Here is a 22464-nt window from a genome sequence, read left to right on the forward strand (position 1 = left end):
GAATTTAGAATAGTGAGGAGAATTCTGTTTTTAAGCGTTTAAGCGCTTCTACCGGAGGATCATTGGGCATTTCGGCAACCATCGCAATTATTTTTTTTGCCAAAAGGGTAGGCGCCTCCTCCGGCGATACCTCACTGGCCGACTTATTGATAATAGTCACTATTTCGTTCATCGCATTATTAATTTCCTCCCAAGTCCCTATGGAAAGGTATAGCTGTTGGGCTATGTTATGGTTGTATTCTTCCCTTATTTCGCTTAGGAGCGTCTGTTGAAGCTGTAATGCCGAATGGGTATTTGGAACTACCCTGAGCAATAGCTGGTTAGGTGTTATTCGTTCCAAAAATAAACACATGCGTTCGTAGGCCTGAATACGAAGGGGCAATATGGTTTCTACCTGCTTCTGTCTTTTATCTTCCCGCTGCCTTAGCAACATTTGTTGGATAAGGTTGTCGGCTATTCGATAAAGACCGTACATCAGGACAACACTGATCAGTAGGTAGGAAATGGGTTCAATATAATGGATCATGGGGGACAATTTTTTACAAAAATAGAGGGTTCCTTTCAAATAAGAAGGGAAAACTCAAAAAGCTATGACCAAAAATCTAAGACACTGCTCGCATCTAAGACCCTTCCAGGCGGTTACTTCGCCTTAGTAAAGGGAAAGTTGGGCCTCAAAAGGTAGTGTTCCCTACCAAAGGCATCATTTTTATCCTTAGTTTTGTCTATTGAAAAATAGTTATCATCTACGATGCAGCCACCAATCACAATCACCTCTCGCGCCCAGAACGAAATCACGTCCACACTTAAAGCAAATAAAATTCCTGATGAATATGGCTTACGCGTGGGGATAAAAGGTGGGGCCTGTAGTGGATCCATCGTTTTGGGCTTCGACACCCGCTCTTCGGACGATTTGGAATATGCTATTGACGGAATCAGGGTCTTTATCGACAAAAAGCACCTAATGTATGTATTAGGTGTTTCTGTGGACTATGAGGAAGGGTTGAACGGAAGCGGTTATACGGTTTCAACCCTTGAAAAACAACCTAATACGGCCAATTAATCGTCTATAGTGACATGCTTCCAGTTTTCGCCAGAGCGTATCCGGTTAAGCTGCGTATGGGTGATGCCAAACTGTTTGGCTATCATCTTTAATCGATTATTATCGTTTTTAAGGAGTTTCTTGATGATTTTTACCTTGCTTTCGGTCAATTTATAGTTTTTGGTCCGTTTGGGGATCACCCGATTGATAAAAGCGGGATTTTCCTTATTATGCTCAATCATTTCCGCCTTAGTAACCCATTTCAGGTTTTCGTAATAATTGTTTTGTTTTTCAAAATCTTTGTGGACTACAAAAGTGTGATTCTCCGTCTCTTTGTCCACAAAATGTTCGGCCACTAGTTTGTGCACATACCGATTAATGGTTTTTCCGCCACTAGCTCTAATGTTTAGGGATCGGTAGCCTTGTATCACCGAGCCTTTAATGATGCTCCCATCTTTGGGATTGTTCTGAAAACTTTTTAACCGACCATAATTAGAAATTTCATAATGGGGCGGGTTTTCCACGTCACCAAAATCAATTTTCTTCCATTTCTCGTTCCAGAAGCTTCTATTTAAGTTTGATTCGTTCATTTCTTACACTTGTTTTCTGATTAGATCTTAATTTTTACTAAAAGTTACGTGAGCCTTCATCGTGAACTTTTAGAGATGTGTTTTTTGTAATTAGTATATCCTATTTATTTATATGCTATGAAACCAACCTTAATTATTGGTGCCACCTCAAACCCAAGCCGGTACGCCTACGTGGCAGCACAAAGATTAAAATCTCATGCCCACCCTATATTTCTTATTGGACGTGAAAAGGCCACCCTATTTGGTGAAACAATTCATGCGACCAAAATTCAATTTGGAAACGTAGACACCGTTACACTTTATATAAATCCTTCCAGACAATTAGAATATTATGAGTACATTATTTCGTTAAACCCTAAACGTGTCATTTTTAATCCTGGTACTGAAAACAAGGAGTTTCAACAGTTATTAATGGCTAAAAATATCGTACCAGTAGAAGCCTGTACGTTGGTAATGTTAGCCACCGGGCAATTTTAATAGTGGTGAGGAGAGTGAATTTTTAATAATAACAGGAATGGAATCGGATTAATTTCATTCCTGTTAAAATTTGATGGTATTCTTACCATTGAATGAGGGCTGAGGCCCACGTAAAGCCGCTGCCAAAGGCCGCCAGGCAAATCACATCGCCATCGTTAAGCTTCCCATCTTCCCAAGCTTCGGTAAGGGCAATGGGAATAGAGGCTGCCGTGGTATTGCCAAATCGTTGGATATTATTGATGACCTGTTCGGAATGCAAGCCCATTTGTTGACGAACATATTCGCTTATGCGGATATTGGCTTGGTGAGGAACCAACAAACTGAGGTCTTTATGGGACATTCCGTTGGCGTCCAAGGCCTCATTGATAACTTCTCCAAAGCGCTGAATGGCATGTTTAAAGACCGTGTTGCCATTCATATGCACATTAAACCCTCCCGCTTCCAATAGTTCTTTGGTAACGGGGCGGTCTGGACGGCTACTGCCTGGGTCGCGTACGTACAGCTCCTCGGCATAGCGGCCATCGGCATGCAGATGCGTAGAGATAATCCGATGTTCTGGGTCACTGCTGGCCTGTAGCACGGCTGCTCCGGCACCATCGCCAAAGATCACCGCAGTGGATCGCCCGGCGGTACTTTTGTCGATCCAGGAGGATTGTATCTCTGAACCTACCACCAAGACGGTTTTATACAACCCCGACTTAATGTACTGGTCGGCTAGGGATAGGGCATACACGAATCCAGAGCACTGTTGCCGAATATCGAATACGGGTATCGACTCTAGGCCAAGCTCCCTTTGCATCAAGAAGGCCGACCCAGGGAAAAAGTAATCCGGAGTTATAGTAGCATATACGATCATATCCACCTCCGAGGGCTCTAGTCCGGCACGTTCCAGTGCCTGGCGCGAGGCCGCCGTTGCCATACTCGAATTGGTGTCCTTGCCGTATTCAAAATACCTTCTTTCGCGTATTCCCGTTCTTTCTTGGATCCACTCATCGGTGGTATCCATTATTTTTGTAAGGTCTTGATTGGTAACGATTTGGTCCGGTACATAATAACCCAGCCCGGTGATACGCGAAAATGTCATATTAATAATTTAAAGTCTGCTTATTCTTCTTCTCTTATACCAGTTTTAAGGTATAGGTAAACTCTTCCATGATCAGATTGGCTAGCAATTTCTGACAAGCCGTCTTCACGATTTCATCCGCTTGTTCCTGTGTCTCTGTCTCCAAGGATAAAGTAACATGCTTGCCTATGCGAACATCGTTTACCTGGTCGATCTCCAGGTTATGTAAGCCCAGCATAACTGCCTTACCCTGTGGGTCAAGGATTTCTTTAATGGGCATGATGTCTATTTCAGCAATAAATTTCATATTTAAAAAGGTATAATGATACAAAAAATCTATTAAAAAGTATAATTAATTAAAGTTTAGGCGGGGTTTTATAGTTAAAAGTATTTTGCCTACTCTAAATAATGCGCAAAAATGCAATAAAAACTCTTTGATACCAATGGATTAATTTTTTTTAATTGTATTGTTCCAAAGAGAAAGTAGCAAATAGTATAGAATAATAATGGGAATGGCCTGCACCTGCAGCAGGATCAATAATAGGGCCGAGCCGCCTATTAAAAGATACCTGGCCTGATTGGTGCTCCATCCGAATGATTTGAATTTAAGGGCTATAAGTGGTATTTCGGCTACCAATAAATAAGACATCAAACCGGTAAATAAGAGCAGGTTTCTGGTGTTTAGGATAAACGCGCTAACTTCAGGTGATGCCGATTCAAGAATAATGGGAAGCGAGGCTATCAATATTCCATTGGCTGGAGTAGGCAGCCCTATAAAACCTTGGCTTTGGCGCGGGTCGTTATTGAACTTGGCCAGCCGCAGGGCTGAGAAGATCGCAATGGTAAAGGCTGGGTAGGCCATCCATATATCCCGTAATTCGGGGATGCTCTTCATGAGTAATTGAAAGACAATGATAGATGGTAGCAGCCCAAAAGTGACCATGTCGGCCAGGGAGTCCAGATCGCGCCCGATAGGGGAGCTAACTCCCAAAAGACGCGCAGCAAAGCCGTCAAAAAAATCAAAAATGAGCGCTAAAGCAATTAGTACACAGGATAGCAGCAAATTGCCATGAAAGGCCTCGACGACGCCTATGCATCCACAAAGTAAATTGCTACAGGTTAAGGCATTGGGTATATGCTTTCTGATCATTAGAAACAAGGGGTGGAGTGGAGGTGAGGGCAGAAATTATTTTAAAAATGGATTGTGTTTTTTCTCGAAACCAATTGTAGTCGGTTCCATATGCCCGGCGTAAACGGTATAGTCGTCGGGGAGGGTAAAGAGTTGCTTTCTGATGCTCATTAACAGCGTGTTCATGTCGCCACCAGGCAGGTCGGTGCGTCCTATACTTTGCCTAAAGAGTACATCACCTCCTATTACCGTGTGGCTGGGATGATCTATAAAGGCCACGTGCCCAGGAGCATGCCCAGGTACAAAGCGTACCTCTAGGCGGGTATTACCAAAGGCTACTTCTTCGCCGATCTCCAGATATGCATCGATGGAAGGCTCATCGAATTGGGCGAAACCATAATTGGAGGCATAGGTCTTTACTGCCCTCAACAGGGGTTCATCGTCGCGATGAAGCAAAAATGGAATGTTGTATTTCGCCTTTACGGCCGCAACGCCCAGTACGTGGTCGATATGAGCATGGGTATTGATTATCTGTTGAGGTATTAGCTGGTGGTCGGTGATGAAACTATACAGCGTTTCAAACTCCTTTTTATCATAACATCCCGGATCCACTATAACGGCCTGCTGGGTCTCATCATAAAGAACATAGGTGTTTTCGCCAAAGGGGTTGAAAGTGAAAGATTGTATGGAAAGCATAAATATGGTATGGTTTATAGGGTCTTGTTATTCGATACTCGAACGAATATCGATCCTGAGCCTGTCAAAATAGAGACTGGTAATATCGGCATAGTCTGAGTCAACGGCTATCAATAGCCAGGTTTCCCCCGAGGAGTTGGTCATAAAGGATAGGGGAGTCGGTAAGCTACGCTCTACCAGATGATACTCCTTTAGGGCCAAACTATTCGAGATATCTCCTAGGATTTTGAATCGGTCGTTTTCCTGAGATGGCGCTCCCATATCGACATTGAGGCGATAGAATCCTTCCAGAGTGGCGGTGTCGGGGGCTACAGTAGAAGTTCCTGCCTTGAGATATACCATAGTAGCAGGCGACCCTTTGGTATTGACGCTATCGGCAAAAATATTGCTCGCCATGGTAAGGGCTACTGTTAACTCATAAGCCGCAGAGGGTTTTAGCCCACTTATCTTCTTGCTTAGGTACATGGTTGCTCCGTCTCCCAAATTAGTACAACTCAAATATAACCCATAGCTGGTAGTATCCAAAGGGGCGGGCAATAGGGCGGAGCCATTGCGCCACTTGATCAACGCCGTGTCGCTGTCGGTACGGTAATTGGCCAATCCGACTACCCAGTCGTCTTCGCTGGCATCGAACTCCGAGTCGATGGTCGTGATGGCCACTTTTTTTTCCTGTGACTCGCAGGCGGTCAAGAGGAGTAGTGCTAATAAAATTGATCCCCAAAATGCTTTGAGGTAGATGGTCGATTGATGCATGCTTAGTAGGTACTCAATAGGAATATGGTAGGTTGTTTATGGAGTTCGGGGACGTTTTTCTTCCAATCTTTTACCGCCATGGTTCGTATGAATTCGTCGGGTGCGGTAAGGTTGGAGGCGATACAAAGACGACTATTGGGAGCTGCCGTATCTAAAATGGCTGCCAATAATTGGTTATTTCGAAAGGGTGTTTCCATGAATATTTGTGTTTGGCCACGCTGTGCCGACTCTTTTTCGAGCTGTTTTATCACTGTTTTGCGTTCGGCCTTGTCGATGGGGAGGTATCCATGAAAGGCGAAAGATTGGCCATTCATGCCTGAGCCCATTAGGGCCAGTAGAATCGACGATGGCCCTACCAATGGTTTTACGGTGTAGCCCAATTGGTGAGCCATTTCTACGGCTACTGCGCCTGGATCGGCCACCCCAGGGCAGCCCGCTTCAGAAATAATTCCTGCCGAACCCTTTAGGTTTTGCAAACGTTCCCAGGTGATTTGTGAAGGTGTTTTTTTGTCTAGCTCCCAAAATTCTAATTGATCAATCACTTTTCCTAACCTCAAACTGCTGATAAAGCGCCTTGCCGTCCTTAGATTTTCGACGAAAAATATGTCAATATTTTTGATGACTTCGGATACTTCAGCTGGTAATACGCCGCTGGCGGTGTCGGCCGCTAGGACAGTTGGGATTAGGTATATGGTGGGTACGTTGGGTTGCATGTGGTGGTGATTCAAAAAAATAATAAGTCTCGATTTCCAACCATATTATTTGGAGGATGGTCTTCAATAAAAACGCAAAGTTAAGGCTATGAAAACAGTATTATATATATACTTGCTATTATTATTGGTATCAGGGTGTAAAAAGGAGGACGCAGCAACCGAACAATCGGTGCTCAACGTACTAGTTGGGCGATGGGAGTTAATAGAACAACAACAGGGGGTGTTGGGCAATGCCTCGTGGCGTCCCGTACAGGCAGCGGATAGGCAAGTGATAGCCTTTAGGCAGGATGGGGTCTTGTTGGACAGCACAGGCGTACCCTTATGCTGTACGGCACGAGCCTACATTATCAACGGGCAGCTTTTTAAAATAATCCCTGAAGAATCGCTTCTTGTCAATTCAAATTGTGATCTGGTAGATTGTACCTTCTGCGCCGTTTATGAGCTGGAGCTACAAGCCGAGGAGTTCACGATGACCCGCTGCAGTGGACCCAAGGAAAAATACCGCCGACTACCGTAATGGTGGCCAACGGTATTTTTCCTATTATTTTAAAATTCCGAGAAGTTCCTTTAAAAATTGTTGAGGTTGTTCAGCATGAATCCAATGGCCTGAGTGAGGTACAGTGATTACCTGTGCGGCCGGGAATTGTTGTTGGATGGCCGGGATATCTTCGTCCAAAATATAATCAGAATTTCCTCCTCTAATAAAGTAGGTAGGGGCCGTTACGACGGGGCCGGTGATGGCTTGGCCCACATTGGGCATGTCTTTGGTGAGAACCGGTAAGTTAAACCGCCAGGCGAAAGTATTCTCTTCGGTGCGGTATAGGTTTTTCAGTAAAAACTGCCGGACGCCCAGGTTCGATTCGTACTCGGCCAGCTGCCGGTCTGCATCTTGGCGATTATTCACAGAACTTAAGTCGATGTGATTGAGCCCCTCCAGTAAGCGTTGATGATGAATCGGGTACTGCTTAGGGCCGATATCGACCACCACTAGCTTGGACAGGCTCTCAGGATGCTGTACGGCATATTGCATGACCGTTTTTCCGCCCATGGAATGACCTATCAATATTGGTTTTACCAGATTATGATCCGTAATAAATGTGTTCAGGTCGTCGGCAAAGCTCTTATAATCCATGGAGTCTCGATGCGGAGATCGGCCATGGTTGCGTTGATCCACCAAATAGACCTGAAACCCGGCATCGGCCAAATTCTTCCCCATGGTAAGCCAATTGTCCAGAAATCCGAACACCCCATGCAAAATTAGGAGTTGGGGACCGCTATCCCCTATTTTTTTAAAATTTAGTTTCATGATTTAGCCCTAGTCAAAATGAAAGAATCGTTGTCTTATGATTTATTATTTTCGAATTAATTCAACCCTTTTATTGCAAAATAACTAAGCTATGGCCAAAAAGGTTGATTTCCTTGTAAAATATTCGAAAATCATAAAGAGAAATGGGCTATTGGTATCTAATAATTTAACAATATAATAATCTTGGAAAATATGTTAAAAATGATAGTCTGATGGGTTAAAACAAAGATAATCAAAATGTTATATTATGGTTACTAGTATTTTATCAGGAAAGAAGTTGTTGTTTGTGAACTTAAAATCCACTTATTTTGCACCGGTATCAGTTTTTATCATCCTTTAACAGAAGATGAACCTCACTGTTCTATTTTTAAACAAATCAACTAATTTTATGTATCAGAAAAGTTTACTTTTCAGGGCAGCGTGGTTAGCGTTGTTCGTTTTTTCCCTTACCTTCAGCGGACAGGTAATGGCTCAGGTAACCACCGGTAGTCTGAAAGGGATCATTACTGATAGTCAGAATGAGCCTCTTCCAGGAGCAACGGTAGTTGCCACTCATCAAAGTACTGGGGTAAAATACTCCACCCTCACTCGGGATGATGGACGGTATAACCTTAACAACCTTAATAGTGGTATCTATACGATTGCCGCTACTTATGTTGGTTTTCAAGAGAGTCAGAAGGCCATTAATGTTTTGCTAGGTGAAGAGGCTAACGTCAACATTAGCATGAGCGACGAGACCAATGTGCTTACCGAAGTGGTGATCAGAAATGATAATAACTTTAATAAGGATAAGCAAGGAACGGAGCTTAACATCTCTAACCAGCAGATTCAGGTAATGCCTACCGTATCAAGATCCCTAGCCGACTTTACCCGTCTTACGCCTCAAGTAAAGGTAGATGGTAACGGTGCCGTTTCTATTGCGGGTCAGAACAACCGTTTTAACTCGATTTATATCGATGGAGCCGCCAATAATGATATGTTTGGGCTGTCGGCTTCAGGTACCAACGGTGGACAAACCGGCGTTAGTCCTATCTCTATCGATGCTATCGAGCAGTTCAAAGTAGTTATCTCTCCTTACGATGTATCCTTAAGTGGATTTACGGGTGGTGGTATCAATGCTGTAACACGTTCAGGGACCAATAACCTGTCGGGTTCTGCTTACTACTATTTTAAAAATGAAAATATTTCAGGGAAAAGACCTGGTACTGATGCCCAGTACGACGATCCTACTTTCCAACGTACGAAATTGGCTAGCTTTAACTCCTATACTACTGGTTTTAGATTGGGTGGTGCCTTGGTTAAAAACAAATTGTTTTTCTTCGTTAATGCTGAACTTCAACGTGAGACCAACCCTGTGCCCTTTACTTATAGCAACTACCAGGGAAGTATTACCCAAGCGGATCTAAACCGTCTTTCTGATGTGTTGAAGTCTAAGTACAATTACGATCCAGGTAGCTACGAAGATGTGATAAAAGAGGTGAATAGCAATAAGCTGACTGCCAAATTGGACTGGAATATTAACAATAAGCATAAGTTGTCGGTAAGTCACCGTTATACTTATGGGGAATCAATAAGCCCATCTACTTCTTCTAATTCGAATATCTACTTCTCTAACAGCGGTATTTATTTCCCAAGTACCACCAACTCTTCCTCTGCTGAGTTGAAAAGTACCTTTAGCAATACACTTTCTAACCGTTTGTTGATCGGGTATACTTCCGTTCATGATGACCGTGACCCTATTGGAAGTAACTTCCCTAATGTTTTGATCAATCAGACTAGCACCAAAGATCGTATCAATTTTGGTTCTGAGGCCTTTTCTTCGGCCAATGAGTTGACTTCAAAAATCCTTACCTTCAATGAGAAATTAGATTTCTATACCGGACGTCATAATATCTCTCTCGGTTTGGATGGTGAATTTGGTAGCTATTATAACCTTTTCGTTCGTCAAAACTACGGAGCCTATACTTTCGATAGCTTCGAAGGATTCCTTAACGGTGATTTGCCATCGATCTACGCACGTTCTTACTCTCTATTACCTGGCGATATCGCTGGAGATGGATCGAAAGCGGCTGCAGAGTTTAAGTCTGCTCGGGTGGGTGCCTTCGTAAACGACCGTTTCGATATTACTGACAAATTTACCTTGACAGGCGGTATTCGTTTCGATTTGAATACCTTCCCTACCAAAGGGTTTGAAGACGAAACTTTCAACAACACTTATTACAATACCATCGATGCGATGTATCCTTTAGAGGGAGCCAAAGCTGGATTTATGCCTAGTGGTAAGTTTACTGCATCTCCTCGTTTAGGATTCAATTATGATGTAAAAGGTGATAAGACCCTTCAGATTCGTGGAGGAACAGGTATCTTCTTAGGACGTGTGCCTATGGTATGGCCAGGTGGTATCTATACCAACAGTGGGGTGATTATCGGTGGGGTGTATCAGACTGGTACTGCCAACAACCTACCTTTTGTAGCGGATGTAAACAATCAATATACTGCTGAAGATTTCGGTAAAACCGTTTCCGTTCCTTCTGGTGAGTTGAACCTGATTACTAAAAACTTTAAGTTACCACAGGTTTGGAGATCGAGCCTTGGAGTGGATAAAAAAGTGAATGGTGGATGGATTTTTAGTGCCGAAGGAATTTTCACCAAAAATTACAACGACGTAGCCTACGAAAACGTGATTTTGGATAAAGGTGCCATTAAAAATGCTGCTGGAGCCGACAATCGGATGATCTACAACCCTGCCGGTACTGCTCCTACTAAGATCGACCTAGATCCTAACACGAACGGAATTCAGAATCCTTATACCAACATTATTCTGATGAAGAATGCCGCAGCCAAAGACAATGGATATTCATACAGTGTTACAGGTCGTGTTGAAAAAACATTCGCCCAGAAGTTGATCACTAGCTTGGCTTATACCTATGGTAAATCCGAAGTATTGAATGAGGTGACTAGTTCTCAGAACTCTTCGCAGTGGCGCTATATGGAGACTGTCAATGGACGGAATCATATGACCCGCTCACGTTCTGACTTCGACCTAGGTCACCGTATCGTAGGTTTTGCTTCCTACCGTTTCGAGTACTCGAAAAATGCCGCTACTACTGTTTCTTTGTTCTATAATGGCCAGTCTAGCAACCCCTTCTCTTATACCTACCGTAACAGTATGGTGAAAGATTACTCGGTTAGCGAATCCAATGATCTGATCTTCGTGCCTGCTACTAAGGAGCAAATCGTATTTAAGGATGCTGCAACCGCCGATGCTCAATGGGCCGCTTTGGATCAGTTTATCAAGGACGATTCTTACCTTTCAGGAAGAAGAGGAAAGTATGCTGAGAGAAACTCATCTAGACCTCCTTTTGTGAACATCTTTGATGTGAAGGTTCTTCAAGATATATACTTCGAAATGGGTGGCAAACGCCATACTTTACAGCTTAGCTGGGATGTGTTTAACGTAGGAAACTTGCTCAATAAGAAATGGGGACGTCAGTACTATGTGACCAACGATAGCTATCAGTTGATTACTTTTGAAGGGTACAAGGATGCAGCTGCCGGAGACTATACTCCGCTGATGTCGTTCAGCACTCCATCGGGTACGCCTTGGAACCTTTCTGATGGTTCATCGGGTAATATCTCTAGATGGACGAGCCAAATAGGTATTCGTTATATCTTCAACTAATCGAAATACTCGATAGACTATTAAAGCACCCATGCAGAGCGAAATCTGCATGGGTGCTTTTTTATAGCTTACTCTCCTTTTTTAGAATGTGTAAGGCTTCCTTATAGCCCTCTACCAACAACCGGGAGATATCTTCGGAGGTAAAATGCTGAAGGTCCAATACCAAGGGAGCACTGGGCCTGATCACCGTAAGGGACATATGCTTGCCGCGAAGTATGGATCTGTCCACAAACGACTCAGCCCATTGGATATTGCTGTTGACGATCTGGTTGACCGTGATGTCCCGAACACGCTCAATAAGGGTGATCAGGTTTTGCGCATTCATGTCTTCTGCCTGATACAAATGTGGCGAATGGCAAGCTATCAGGACGATTTCGGTGGCTCCATCTTCTATGGCTTGCCGTACCGGCGCTACTTCCCGCATGCCGCCATCCAAATAAAACTCCTTATCGATCTCTACCGTCGGCATCAACATCGGTATGGAAGAACTGGCATTGACGAAGTCCATAAAATGTGCCTCGTTCTTGGATACGTATTTGATTTCTCCACTTTGTATATTGACTGCCCCTACCTTAGAGAGCAGGGTGCTCGCTTCAATATACGCCTGATTGATATGGCCCCGGATCAGATTATGCAATGGAGAGGGGTCAAGGATGCCATCGAAGCGGCTCCTCAGGGTGTTTACTCCTAGCAACATGCGCGATCGGAGGGTAGAGATATCCTGTGGATGGGTGATATGATGGATCCAAAACTCTAGTAGTTTTCGGCCGGCTACTTTCCAGTTTACCTCATCATTTTCGACGAGCTGTTGTCCCGATTCATTGACTAAAAAGGTGGTGTTTAATGCTCCTACAGATATGCCATATATCATGTCGGGTTGGAAACCGTCTTCCATGACGGCCTGGATGGCGCCCACTTGAAATGCTCCTTTCATGGACCCTCCTCCCAGTACTAGTGCTCTCATAGATTATTTATAAAAGGATGAACCTGATTGAGTGAATGATGTTGGTGATTATTTTGTTGGTCTACGTGTCACGCCAGGTTTGAAATGGTTCGATTGATCGTTTAGCGACTTCAATTGTAAACATTTTCTACTTAAAATGCTTAGAAAAACCAGATTTTGTTTCAATTTTGAAGTTTTTACGTAATATTGGTTTGTGTCTACCAATTGTGTGACGCGCTATTCACCATTAATGACTTTTAGAGGCTAAAACCTCTTCCTAAATATGACCCCTTCAGTAAAGGAAATACAATTGCCAGTTGCCGAGGAGATGAAAGTTTTTGAACAAAAGTTTCGTCAATTCATGAAGAGTGAGGTAATGCTTCTCGATCAAATCATGAATTATATTGTTCGCCGCAAGGGTAAGCAATTGCGCCCCATGTTTGTCTTCTTGTCTGCTGGTACTTGCGGTAACATTAACGAATCCTCGTACCGGGGGGCGGCCCTGATCGAATTACTACATACCGCCACGCTGGTTCATGATGATGTGGTCGATGATTCCAATTATCGCAGAGGCTTTTTTTCGGTCAATGCCTTATGGAAAAATAAAATTGCTGTTTTAGTAGGCGATTATTTATTGTCTAGAGGTTTGTTGCTATCAGTAGACCACGGCGAATTCGATTTGTTAAAGATCGTATCGAATGCCGTCAGAGAGCTCAGTGAAGGGGAGTTGCTGCAGATGGAGAAGGCCCGCAGGCTCGACATCGATGAAGCAGTGTATTATCAGATTATACGTCAAAAAACGGCATCCCTGATCGCCTCTTGCTGTGCTGTAGGCGCTTGTTCGGTAGGTGCCCCCCAGGAGGTGGTCCATAAGATGCACACCTTTGGGGAGAAAGTAGGTATGGCTTTTCAGATCAAAGATGACCTATTCGACTATGGGGAGGATGAAATTGGGAAGCCCTTGGGCATCGACATCAAGGAAAAGAAAATGACCTTACCACTTATATATGCCCTTAATAATGCCAGTTGGCTCGAAAAGCGTCGGGTGATCGGTATCATCAGGAATGAAAGCCATAAGCCTAAGCGGGTCCAGGAGGTCATAGAATTTGTAAAGGCTTCGGGTGGCCTTGGTTATGCCAAGCAAGTGATGCAGAAATATGTAGATGAGGCCATACAACTTTTGAGTGAATTTGCCGATTCTAGCCATAAGCGATCGCTTGAGCAGCTCGTTCATTATACCATTCAAAGAACCAAATAATAGGGAGATAAAAACCAATTGTATCCATAAAAAAGGGAAGGGCTAGAACCGTTTGGTATCTAGCCCTTCCTTTCAATAGCCCGCCCTGATTTACTGAAGCATCAGGAAGGCGAGTTGATTAAAGATTCTTTTTCTTCAATTCTTTTACGGCAAAGTCTGCTGCACGAGCGGTTAGTGCCATAAATGTCAGTGATGGATTGACACAGGATGCGGAAGTCATAACGGCCCCATCGGTCATAAATACATTTTTAACCGCATGAAGCTGATTATTTGCATTGACTACCGAGGTCTTTGGGTCGCGGCCCATGCGTGCCGTACCCATCTCATGAATGGCCATTCCTAAGTAAGAGCCACGATCGTTGGTTCTTACATTTTTAACGCCCGAACGTTCTAGCATTTCCGCTGCATCGTTGCGCATATCCTCACGCATTTTTTTCTCGTTCTCCTTAATCTCCGCGTCGAATACAACCACCGGAATTCCCCATTTATCGAGTTTTTCGCGGTTGAGGTACATTTTGTTTTCGTGATAGGGAAGTGTTTCTCCGAACCCACCAAATCCAATAGTCCATTCTCCAGGGGAGGTCAACTCTTCTTTAAAGTCGGCGCCAAACGCCAATTCGGCCACATTGCGTTTCCATCCTTGGCGGCTTCCTCCACCTTGGTATCCAAACCCCCGGATGTAATCGCGCTTGTCATTCCCAATGTTACGATAGCGGGGGATATAGACACCATTGGCCCGGCGCCCGAAATAGTATTTGTCTAAGTCGCCTTCCCAAACGCCACTCGCACCAGTACGGAAATGGTGATCCATCAGGTTATGTCCTAATTCTCCAGAATCATTGCCCATTCCGTTAGGGAATCGGTCCGAGATGGAGTTCATCAGTATGGCCGTCGAACTGATCGTACTCGCACACACAAAGACGATTTTGGCGAAATATTCTCTTTCTTGGAGCGTTACCGAATCGACGATACGTACCCCAGTGGCCCGCTGGGTCTCTGGGTCGTAGATAATCTCCCGGACATTGGTGTCGGGCCTTAAGGTAAGTAGGCCCGTCTTCATGGCCGGTGGTAGGGTACTGGACTGGGTGCTAAAATAGGCGCCATAAGGGCAGCCGTAGGAACACCGGTTCCGGTACTGGCAAGGAGAGCGCCCCCCTTCCAATTGTATTTTGGAAGGATTAGAGAGGTTGGCTACCCGTCCTATGGTCATGGTGCGGCCAGGGAAGTTTTTCTCCAATCTTTTCCGTACCTCTTTTTCGACAAAATACATGTCCATGGGAGGTAAAAACTCACTGTCGGGCAATTGCGGCAACCCAAGTTTCTCTCCCGATATGCCTACATGTTTCTCCACATAGCTGTACCATGGGGCGATATCTTTGTAGCGTATCGGCCAGTCGATGGCGATACCGTCCTTGAGGTTGGCTTCAAAGTCGAGGTCACTCCAGCGATACGACTGCCGCCCCCACATGATAGACTTACCCCCAACGATGTTAGGACGATACCAATCGAAACGCTTTTTTTCTTCATACATCGAGTCGGAATCGTTCATCCAATAGTTTTCGGTCATTTCATTATAAGGGTAGTCCCTCGACAGAAATGGGTGGGATTCCTTTTGCTTCACCGTGATCCGACCATTATATTCCGTTTCCCAGGGGGCTTTTAATGCATTGGTATAGCCCGATACATGTTCAAGGTTTTTACCCTTTTCCAGCATCAGCACTTTTAACCCTTTTTCTGTTAATTCTTTGGCTGCCCAGCCACCCGAAACTCCCGAGCCTATTACAATGGCATCGTAGGTGGCTTCTTTTTGGGCATCAATATTTAAATTCGCCATAGCTATTTTTATACTTAAAGTTTTTATTTTAGTGCTATAAGATTTGTCCGTATCAGGCATGCGATTGTCTGAAAGTAAAATCGGACCGCCGTCAGCATTACGAACGACTCTTGATAAAGTCTATTGGGCGCAAATTATAGGGCCCATGATTTTTGTCCTTTAGGCATAGGCCAGGTTCCTTCGAAGCGGCCCGGTATCGGTAAGTAATCCAAGGCTTGCGTACAGCCAATCTCCGAGGTGAAATAAGCGGTGACGGTAAGGTCTTTCATCATTTTGAAAAAAGGCTTGTCGACTTTTGTGGTTTCTAGTACGACCGCATTTTTGTTTTCGGTGCTTAGTGCTACGAAGCCTTTTCCAAACTTCGATTTCGCCAAGGCGTCGAGCTTACCAAGTCCCTTATAATACTGCTGTTGTGCCGGCAATTCGTAACAATCCCGCAACACGCGAATTATAAAATCTTCGGCCCCAGCCGCCTTGGCTCCGGGGGTAGTAGTAGTGGGGATGATCACGTCGGCTACTTCGGCAATTAGCAGCTTTTGTTCGGCCGTTGGGTCAATGAAGCCGCCATGATTGGTTTTTTCATTCAGGATGCCGGCCATCAGCGGGGCGGATATTACTCCTCCCAGCATCATGGTTATTCTTTGTACAGCGACTCTGCGATTCATAAATTAAGGATTAATTATTGGGGTTGATGTGTCTATTTTGGATTGCGCCTGCCCATATGACTCTCGTTGGTGTGGGCTTACAATTGCTTCTTTAGGATACTAAATGATACTATTTTTGGAAACGATTTACTAAAATCGATAAATTTATTCTTTCCAGCAAGCTTTCTAATTGTTTGAGCGTTAATTTAGTGTCGTTTTTACACAATTGTTGATTTGACAACTAAAATATTCTGTTTTAAACCTAGGGGGTAACTTAGGGAGGATTTGGGCTTCATCGTTGATTTGTACCATCAATTCCCTTTTCTCTGTTATGCTTTATTTGTTGTTATTATGGATCTTTGTGCTCCCAACAGAAGCCTGATAAGGCTATAATTTAACTCAATTTTACTTCAATTTAGTATGGCCAGTAATAATAAATTAGTCAATGTTCTTATAAATAAATGTCCCAGATGCGGGGTAGGTGATTTTTTCGTAACCAAGTCGGCTTATACCCGCCGGTTCGACGAAATGAATAAACAATGTGCTCATTGCGATGAAAACTTCGTTCCTGAGCCCGGTTTTTACCAAGGTGCATTATATATGAGTTATGCATTTTACGTCGCTTTTATGGTGATTTATTTCCTTATTTTTGTCAATTATTTTGAACCATATCTCAATTACTTCTTGGTAAGTATTATTCCGGTGTTGGTGTTGCTTACCCCTTGGTTTTATCGCTTGGCTCGCCGCTCATGGCTGGCCATCTTTATTAAACCTAAAGAAGTTAGGGGGTAATTCACCCCTTTTTAAAAGGATGTCCATACCCATCGTGAGGTATGGGAAGTATTTTTTAAGAAAACACAATTATGAAGTTTACCTGCGTTTCATTTAGCCCACTTTGTTTTACGGTATTATTCTCATTTTTTTTTCTTTTTGGATGTAACCAATCTGCATCGGATGCAACCGAGGCGGTAAGCATGCTTACGGCCATCGATAAATGGTCCATCGACCGGATCACCGTCAACGACGATACTGTATTGAAGGACGGAAAACCGGTCCCTTCTTTCGATGGGATTACGATCGACCGGTACATGTCTACCATTACCTTTGAGGAGGATGGTTTGCTGGTTGGGGACTATAATAAAGGAACGGCCAAAACGGAATTGAAGTGGAAGATGGTGGACGATCAGGTGATCATTTCAGCAATGGATAGCACGGTGCAAGCCGGAGAATGGATGATAGACCAGTCGGCCATCCGCCCCGATGCCTTTGTCATGTACACTTCTACCCAAGCCTACGATTTTCCAAATACTACTACGGTAAGTTTATATTATAAAAAGTAGCAAGGATACCTCTAAATAGGTATTATATGGGAGCATAACGCACTTATCGTGTCGGTTGTGCTCCCATTTTGTTTCTACCAAATTGTAGAAACAATTTGATTTGTTACTCTTGGTTGATAAGTTTTATAGGGGTTTTCGGGTAAATAATTTTATACTTAACTGGGGTTTTGTACTCCTCGAATAACCATATGACTAGACCCTAGCTCGTTACACAATCTAGAATGTCCAAAAAAGTACCCTTGTCAAATAAGTATTATAGGAAATAATGCTTTAGTGCCGATACTTAACTGTATTTAATAAATATTCCGTAGAAATATAGCTAGATTTTTTTCTTCAATTAATTTAAGAACTGCTTCTGTATTAATTCTACAACGAAATTGTCTTAACTTTACAATCATTGCCGAATTGTCCAAATAAGGGGGATCGGTTAGAAAGAACTTCTATTAAAAATGGCGACCTACTAAAGAGAATTGTAATATGGATAAGGAATTAAAGAAAAGCATTTTAGTTATAGACGATGAGCCAAGCATTTGTAAAATTCTAGAGAATTTTTTGAAAAATTCCTTTCATGTGATAATCCATCAAGATGGTGCCGATGGCATGGCCTGGCTGGAGGCGGGTAATCGAGCCGATTTGATTATTGCCGATCTGCATATGCCAAATTTAGGCGGTAAAGAGCTCTTAAAGAACCTAAAGGCTAGTAATTTTTATGATGACATCCCTTTCATTATTTTGTCGGGTTCCGACGATAGCGGAGAGCGCATCCAATGCCTAAACTTAGGTGCCGACGACTTTATGCTTAAGCCTTTCAATCCCATGGAGATTCAGGCCAAGGTGAACGCCATTTTAAGACGTACTACACGCAATTTGTAATTCAAGACCATATGGAATTAACCGCTGAGAAATCTGTGATACGCCCTGTCGACAAAGCTCCTGTTGCTGTCTATCGAATTATATGCCTAAATCGGGATTTCGAACAATATCTTTGGATGTTAGAGAAGTTTGGAAATGCTGTACAAGTGGAATACTTCGATACCAAACAAGGCGTGGTGGACGCCTTAGCCCAGTATTTTCCGGCCGATGTGGTCATGGCACATGAAAATGCCATGGGATTCGAATTGTTGCAGGAGATCAGGGCGGATGCCAAGTATGGCAATATTCCTTTTATAATACTAGTAGACCGCCTGGAGCCCGAGAGGGTAAGTAAGGCTCGTCAATATGCGGCAGACGATATTTTTGACGCCCGATTTTCAAAAGGAGACTTATTGGCGCGCTTGCAGTATTTTAATAAGCGGCATTGGTACATCGCCGAGAAGGCGTCTAGGAAAATAGCTTCTAATAACGTAAAAATACCATTTTGGAAACGAAGTATGGATCTGATCGTGACGGGGTCGGCTTTATTAGTCCTACTACCCCTTCTCTTGTTGGTGGCCTTGGTGATTCGCCTCGATAGTAAGGGGCCTGTGATTTATAAATCTAAAAGAGTGGGTAGTGGTTATAAGATATTTAGTCTGTACAAGTTCCGGACCATGCGTATCGACGCCGATTCGTTGATGCGCCAAATGTCGGCCCTCAATATGTACAACCGGAGTTCCGAACCCAAGGCTACCGAGCGAGAGGATTTTATGCTTTGCTCCGACTGCACCCTGCCGTCGCAATGCTCGCGGAGGTTGTTCTTGGATGGAAAGGAGATTTGTGAAATCGTGCACAGCCAGCAAAAAGAACAAAAAGCGGCCTTTATGAAGTTTCAAAACGACCCTCGTATCACCCGGGTGGGGCAGTTTTTAAGAAATACGAGTTTAGACGAATTACCCCAACTTTTCAATATTGTTCGTGGGGATATGTCTTTAGTGGGAAATAGGCCCTTGCCCTTATATGAAGCCGAAAAATTGACTACCGACTTCGCCATATTACGGTTTGCCGGGCCGGCCGGGCTTACTGGGCTATGGCAGGTCACCAAACGGGGGAAGGGAAAGTCGGATATGTCGGAAGAGGAGCGAACCGAATTGGATGTACGCTACGCCCAGGAGTTTTCATTTGGCATGGACATGCAAATTATTCTCAAAACTTTTCCGGCACTTTTACAGACCGAAAACGTGTGATACGGGCACAGATGTCAGGACCATTTAACGCCTAATCTCTAGCTATATTGATGAAATTTCGACTAATCGCTTTATTGTTGTTTGTGAGTTGTACCCACCAAGTATGGGCACAGCAATCGATGTTGACCGAGCTCTCCCCGGAGTATTTGGAGAAGCTAATAGCCTCCGCCAAGAAAAACTATCCTAGGGTAGGGGTTTTTGAAGCTAAAGAGAAAATAGGTGAAGCGGCCATCAAGCAATCTAAATTGTCCTACTTTGAGATTTTGTCTTTTTCCTATTTGCTTAACCCTTCGCAGATATCGACTGTAAATCCCAATATGTTTAATAGCTATCAGTTTGGTTTCTTTGTTAATATTGGTTCCATACTTCAAAAACCAGCTAAAATAAAGCAGGTAAAATACGAACTGGAGGCCGTGCAAGCTGAAAAGCTGACCTACGAGAGGTCTTTAGAAACGGAGGTGAGGAATCGTTATTATGCCTATGTTCAAAGCCTGACCCTACTGAAAATTAAAACGAGTGCGCTTATGGACGCCCAGAGCGCATTAAATGATGTGCGTTATAAGTTTGAAAAAGGGGAACTGCCATTGAGCAATTATAATAACGCCTTGAATATGGTGTCCGATCAGCTGCAGGTAAAAGTTACGGCAGAAACGAATATGATGATCTCAAAAAATAACCTAGAAGAAATGGTAGGACAAACATTAGAGAGCATACAATGAATGAATTTTTACTTTTCTTTAGGTTATTATACCGGAACAAATGGAAAATAATCCTCATTCCGCTCGGTACGCTCATTGTATGTTACTTTTTAGTAAAAGAGTTACCCAGCGATTACACCTCTCATGGAAGCTTAGCCACTGGTCTGGTCGATAAAACCGAAGAAATAATCTCTATAGGGGAGGAGGATCAGGAGTCTGAAATTAACCGCAAATTTGAGAACCTCATCCAAATGTTGCGTCAGAAACGAATTTTAAGCCAGGTATCCTATGCCTTGCTCATTCATGAATTGGAGGCCAAGCCAGTGGATCAGTTTCGAGTTCCCGTAGAGGGTATCAAAAAGATGAATGCGGCAGAAAAGGCCAAGTATATTCGTCTGTTGAAACAAAAACTATCCCGAAGAGAGGATTTGCTGCCGGGAAATCCGGAGAATAATTTTTTGATAGCCGTATTAAAAGAGATGTCCTTTGACCCTCAGTCCCTGTCGGGGGTATATACTATTTTTCGACAAGGGAACAGCGATTATATCAGCATCGATGCCACCGCTCATACGCCTCAGGAGTCCGAATTTCTGGTGAACTCGTTGATTGAACATTTTGTAGGGTTCGTCTCCAATCGCTTGGTGGACAATAACGAAAAAGCCATGGAGTTTCTCGCCAACTTTTTGGAGGGTAAGAGGAGTGCCCTAACGGAGCGAATGAATGTGCTTCGCGAATTTAAGATACGTAACAGGGTTTTAAATCTTAATGAACAAGCACGAAGTTTATATGGGCAGATTGCTGAATATGAAGCGAAAAGGGAAATTGCTGGCAAGGAGATATTGGCCTATTCAGAGGAAATTAGAAAGATCGATAAGAAGTTCGATCCCAAGGAAAGACGTTATCTGGAAAAGTCGATTTCGAATGTCAACCAACAAATTGTAAGCTCTAAGGAGCGTCTGAGGGCCTTGAATCAAGCTTATGTGGCGAGTAATTTTAGTCCTACTATAAAACAACAGCTAGACTCTACTCAACATATACTTAATGAGCAAATTGCGCAAGTGTCGGATCAGTATTTGTACGATCCGCTTATATTGAAAGATAAGCTGGTAACCCAAAAACTTACGGCGGAGTTGGCCTTGGACCTGGCTGGGAATAGTATCCAGTCTATCAACAAGGAATTGCAACGGCTCAATAAAAAGTTTGATGAGTTGGTTCCCAATGAGGCTCAGATTCAAGAGTTGGAAACCGGAATTACCATTGCCACCAGTGAATATATGGAGGCTTTGCAACGGTATAACGACGTGGCCTTAGCCTCAAGCTTCCCTGTGCGCCTCAAACCAGCCGAGCAGGCCATGCCTGGGAACCTGAAGCCCTCAAAAAAGATAATTATCCTCGCTTTATCTGGTATAGTGAGTTTTAGCTTTTGCATTTTTTTCTTCTTTATAGTTTGGTATTTCGACAAGTCGATTCGCTATCCCTTGCAGCTGGCCTCTCAAACCCAGGTTCCCGTACTTGGGTATCTCAATTACATTCCTAGTCCTGCCGAGCTTTTAAAGCTGGACCAGTCGACCAGCTCCAAGGCCATGAACCAGTACCAGAAGCTCATGCGCTCTATACGGTATGAAGTGGACGAATCCAAGGTGGATCCCAAGGTAGTGGTAGTAACCAGTTTAGGCGAAGGCGAGGGAAAATCAACCCTTAGCACGGGCCTAAGTTGGGCGTATAATAAGATTAACAAAAGGGTGCTGTTAATCGATGGCAACTTAACCAACCCCAGTATAACGGCCGAACATGGGCCGAGTGTATTCTTAGAAAACATTAAGGAACAGTTGCCGGCGGCCCTCACGATGCCTTCCGAAATGCAGCACGTATCGACCGTAGGGAACCTTGGGGGGGATATTTCCTTACAGGAACTCCTGACTCGGGATGAGCGTAGCCTTTTAATGGATTTTGCTAAAACGCATTTCGATGTGATTTTGATAGATTCGGAATCCTTAGAAGCCCGCAACAAGGCTAAGGAATGGATAGACCATGCCGATGTCGTGCTGGCCGTATATGCGGCAGGGAAGACCTTAGACCAAGACGACCTTACCCGAATAGAATATCTCAAGCGATTGGAAGGGAAGTTTGCCGGTTGGGTCCTTACCGGGACTCGAGATATTACCGAAAAAAATATTGCATCGACATAAACAGCCCC

At 43.7% G+C, this 22464-nt stretch carries 23 protein-coding genes; 11 read left to right on the forward strand and 12 right to left on the reverse strand.

From position 1 onward, the window contains the following. Nucleotides 1–4: 4 nt before the first annotated feature. A complete protein-coding gene (locus CLV98_RS07440) occupies nt 5–526 on the reverse strand; it encodes a DUF7935 family protein (protein WP_146202243.1) in 522 nt (173 codons plus the stop codon). A 222-nt stretch (nt 527–748) separates the two neighbouring features. Between CLV98_RS07440 and CLV98_RS07445 the strand changes: the two genes are divergently transcribed. Then, complete coding sequence (locus CLV98_RS07445) at nt 749–1060, forward strand: HesB/IscA family protein (protein ID WP_109673692.1); 312 nt, start codon at nt 749–751, stop codon at nt 1058–1060. Here the strand turns inward: CLV98_RS07445 and CLV98_RS07450 are convergent. Then, a complete protein-coding gene (locus CLV98_RS07450) occupies nt 1057–1629 on the reverse strand; it encodes an NUMOD4 domain-containing protein (protein WP_109673693.1) in 573 nt (190 codons plus the stop codon). The two genes, CLV98_RS07445 and CLV98_RS07450, sit on opposite strands and share 4 nt — an antisense overlap. A 117-nt stretch (nt 1630–1746) precedes the next feature. Between CLV98_RS07450 and CLV98_RS07455 the strand changes: the two genes are divergently transcribed. Further along, entirely contained in the window at nt 1747–2106 is a 360-nt protein-coding gene (locus CLV98_RS07455) for a CoA-binding protein (protein ID WP_109673694.1), read from the forward strand. A gap of 82 nt (nt 2107–2188) precedes the next feature. On the opposite strand, the gene CLV98_RS07460 is transcribed toward CLV98_RS07455, so the two are convergent. The 6 genes from CLV98_RS07460 to CLV98_RS07485 form a co-directional block, all read right to left on the reverse strand. Continuing rightward, a complete protein-coding gene (locus CLV98_RS07460; RefSeq protein WP_211319994.1) occupies nt 2189–3190 on the reverse strand; it encodes a 3-oxoacyl-ACP synthase III family protein in 1002 nt (333 codons plus the stop codon). Nucleotides 3191–3224: 34 nt separating this feature from the next. Further along, entirely contained in the window at nt 3225–3476 is a 252-nt protein-coding gene (gene purS / locus CLV98_RS07465) for a phosphoribosylformylglycinamidine synthase subunit PurS (RefSeq protein ID WP_109673696.1), read from the reverse strand. A 141-nt stretch (nt 3477–3617) separates the two neighbouring features. After that, nucleotides 3618–4319: a CDP-diacylglycerol--serine O-phosphatidyltransferase gene (gene pssA / locus CLV98_RS07470; RefSeq protein WP_109673697.1), complete on the reverse strand. Its 702-nt coding sequence runs from the start codon at nt 4317–4319 to the stop codon at nt 3618–3620. A 36-nt stretch (nt 4320–4355) separates the two neighbouring features. Then, nucleotides 4356–4994, reverse strand: coding sequence for an MBL fold metallo-hydrolase (locus CLV98_RS07475; protein ID WP_109673698.1), 639 nt, complete (start codon nt 4992–4994; stop codon nt 4356–4358). A 27-nt stretch (nt 4995–5021) separates the two neighbouring features. Further along, a complete protein-coding gene (locus tag CLV98_RS07480) occupies nt 5022–5747 on the reverse strand; it encodes a hypothetical protein (protein WP_109673699.1) in 726 nt (241 codons plus the stop codon). 2 nt (nt 5748–5749) lie between these two features. Beyond that, the gene (locus tag CLV98_RS07485) at nt 5750–6460 is read right to left on the reverse strand and encodes an SAM-dependent methyltransferase (protein WP_109673700.1); all 711 of its coding nucleotides are present in this window, start codon (nt 6458–6460) and stop codon (nt 5750–5752) included. A gap of 88 nt (nt 6461–6548) precedes the next feature. Here CLV98_RS07485 and CLV98_RS07490 point away from each other — a divergent pair, with 88 nt between their 5' ends. After that, nucleotides 6549–6977, forward strand: a complete 429-nt coding sequence (locus tag CLV98_RS07490) for a hypothetical protein (protein WP_109673701.1) — start codon at nt 6549–6551, stop codon at nt 6975–6977. A gap of 24 nt (nt 6978–7001) precedes the next feature. Here the strand turns inward: CLV98_RS07490 and CLV98_RS07495 are convergent, their stop codons facing one another. Beyond that, a complete protein-coding gene (locus tag CLV98_RS07495) occupies nt 7002–7766 on the reverse strand; it encodes an alpha/beta fold hydrolase (RefSeq protein ID WP_109673702.1) in 765 nt (254 codons plus the stop codon). Between the two features lie 388 nt (nt 7767–8154). On the opposite strand from CLV98_RS07495, the gene CLV98_RS07500 reads away from it, so the two are divergent. Further along, nucleotides 8155–11448, forward strand: coding sequence for a TonB-dependent receptor (locus CLV98_RS07500; RefSeq protein ID WP_158281217.1), 3294 nt, complete (start codon nt 8155–8157; stop codon nt 11446–11448). Nucleotides 11449–11509: 61 nt separating this feature from the next. Here the strand turns inward: CLV98_RS07500 and CLV98_RS07505 are convergent, their stop codons facing one another. Continuing rightward, the gene (locus CLV98_RS07505; protein ID WP_109673704.1) at nt 11510–12412 is read right to left on the reverse strand and encodes a patatin-like phospholipase family protein; all 903 of its coding nucleotides are present in this window, start codon (nt 12410–12412) and stop codon (nt 11510–11512) included. Nucleotides 12413–12674: 262 nt separating this feature from the next. Here CLV98_RS07505 and CLV98_RS07510 point away from each other — a divergent pair, with 262 nt between their 5' ends. Further along, complete coding sequence (locus CLV98_RS07510) at nt 12675–13649, forward strand: polyprenyl synthetase family protein (RefSeq protein ID WP_109673705.1); 975 nt, start codon at nt 12675–12677, stop codon at nt 13647–13649. A 118-nt stretch (nt 13650–13767) separates the two neighbouring features. Here CLV98_RS07510 and CLV98_RS07515 read toward each other — a convergent pair whose 3' ends face one another. Then, nucleotides 13768–15483 carry a GMC oxidoreductase gene (locus tag CLV98_RS07515; RefSeq protein WP_109674011.1) on the reverse strand — a complete coding sequence of 572 codons (1716 nt, stop codon included), beginning with the start codon at nt 15481–15483 and terminating at the stop codon, nt 13768–13770. Nucleotides 15484–15617: 134 nt separating this feature from the next. Beyond that, nucleotides 15618–16148 (reverse strand): gluconate 2-dehydrogenase subunit 3 family protein, encoded by a 531-nt coding sequence (locus tag CLV98_RS07520; RefSeq protein ID WP_109673706.1) that lies wholly within the window; start codon nt 16146–16148, stop codon nt 15618–15620. Between the two features lie 399 nt (nt 16149–16547). On the opposite strand from CLV98_RS07520, the gene CLV98_RS07525 reads away from it, so the two are divergent. From CLV98_RS07525 to CLV98_RS07550, 6 genes are all read left to right on the forward strand, one after another. Continuing rightward, nucleotides 16548–16919: a DUF983 domain-containing protein gene (locus CLV98_RS07525; RefSeq protein ID WP_109673707.1), complete on the forward strand. Its 372-nt coding sequence runs from the start codon at nt 16548–16550 to the stop codon at nt 16917–16919. A 71-nt stretch (nt 16920–16990) separates the two neighbouring features. After that, a complete protein-coding gene (locus tag CLV98_RS07530) occupies nt 16991–17467 on the forward strand; it encodes a hypothetical protein (RefSeq protein WP_146202244.1) in 477 nt (158 codons plus the stop codon). A gap of 477 nt (nt 17468–17944) precedes the next feature. Further along, nucleotides 17945–18340 (forward strand): response regulator transcription factor, encoded by a 396-nt coding sequence (locus tag CLV98_RS07535; RefSeq protein ID WP_109673709.1) that lies wholly within the window; start codon nt 17945–17947, stop codon nt 18338–18340. A gap of 11 nt (nt 18341–18351) precedes the next feature. Then, complete coding sequence (locus CLV98_RS24050; protein ID WP_109673710.1) at nt 18352–19569, forward strand: sugar transferase; 1218 nt, start codon at nt 18352–18354, stop codon at nt 19567–19569. A gap of 50 nt (nt 19570–19619) precedes the next feature. Next, nucleotides 19620–20288: a TolC family protein gene (locus tag CLV98_RS07545; RefSeq protein ID WP_109673711.1), complete on the forward strand. Its 669-nt coding sequence runs from the start codon at nt 19620–19622 to the stop codon at nt 20286–20288. Beyond that, nucleotides 20285–22456 carry a GumC family protein gene (locus CLV98_RS07550; RefSeq protein ID WP_109673712.1) on the forward strand — a complete coding sequence of 724 codons (2172 nt, stop codon included), beginning with the start codon at nt 20285–20287 and terminating at the stop codon, nt 22454–22456. Before CLV98_RS07545 ends, CLV98_RS07550 begins: the two co-directional genes overlap by 4 nt. Nucleotides 22457–22464 lie beyond the last annotated feature (8 nt).

Origin of the sequence: Dyadobacter jejuensis (assembly GCF_003149085.1) — a bacterium.
GTDB classification, from domain to species: Bacteria; Bacteroidota; Bacteroidia; order Cytophagales; family Spirosomataceae; genus Dyadobacter; species Dyadobacter jejuensis.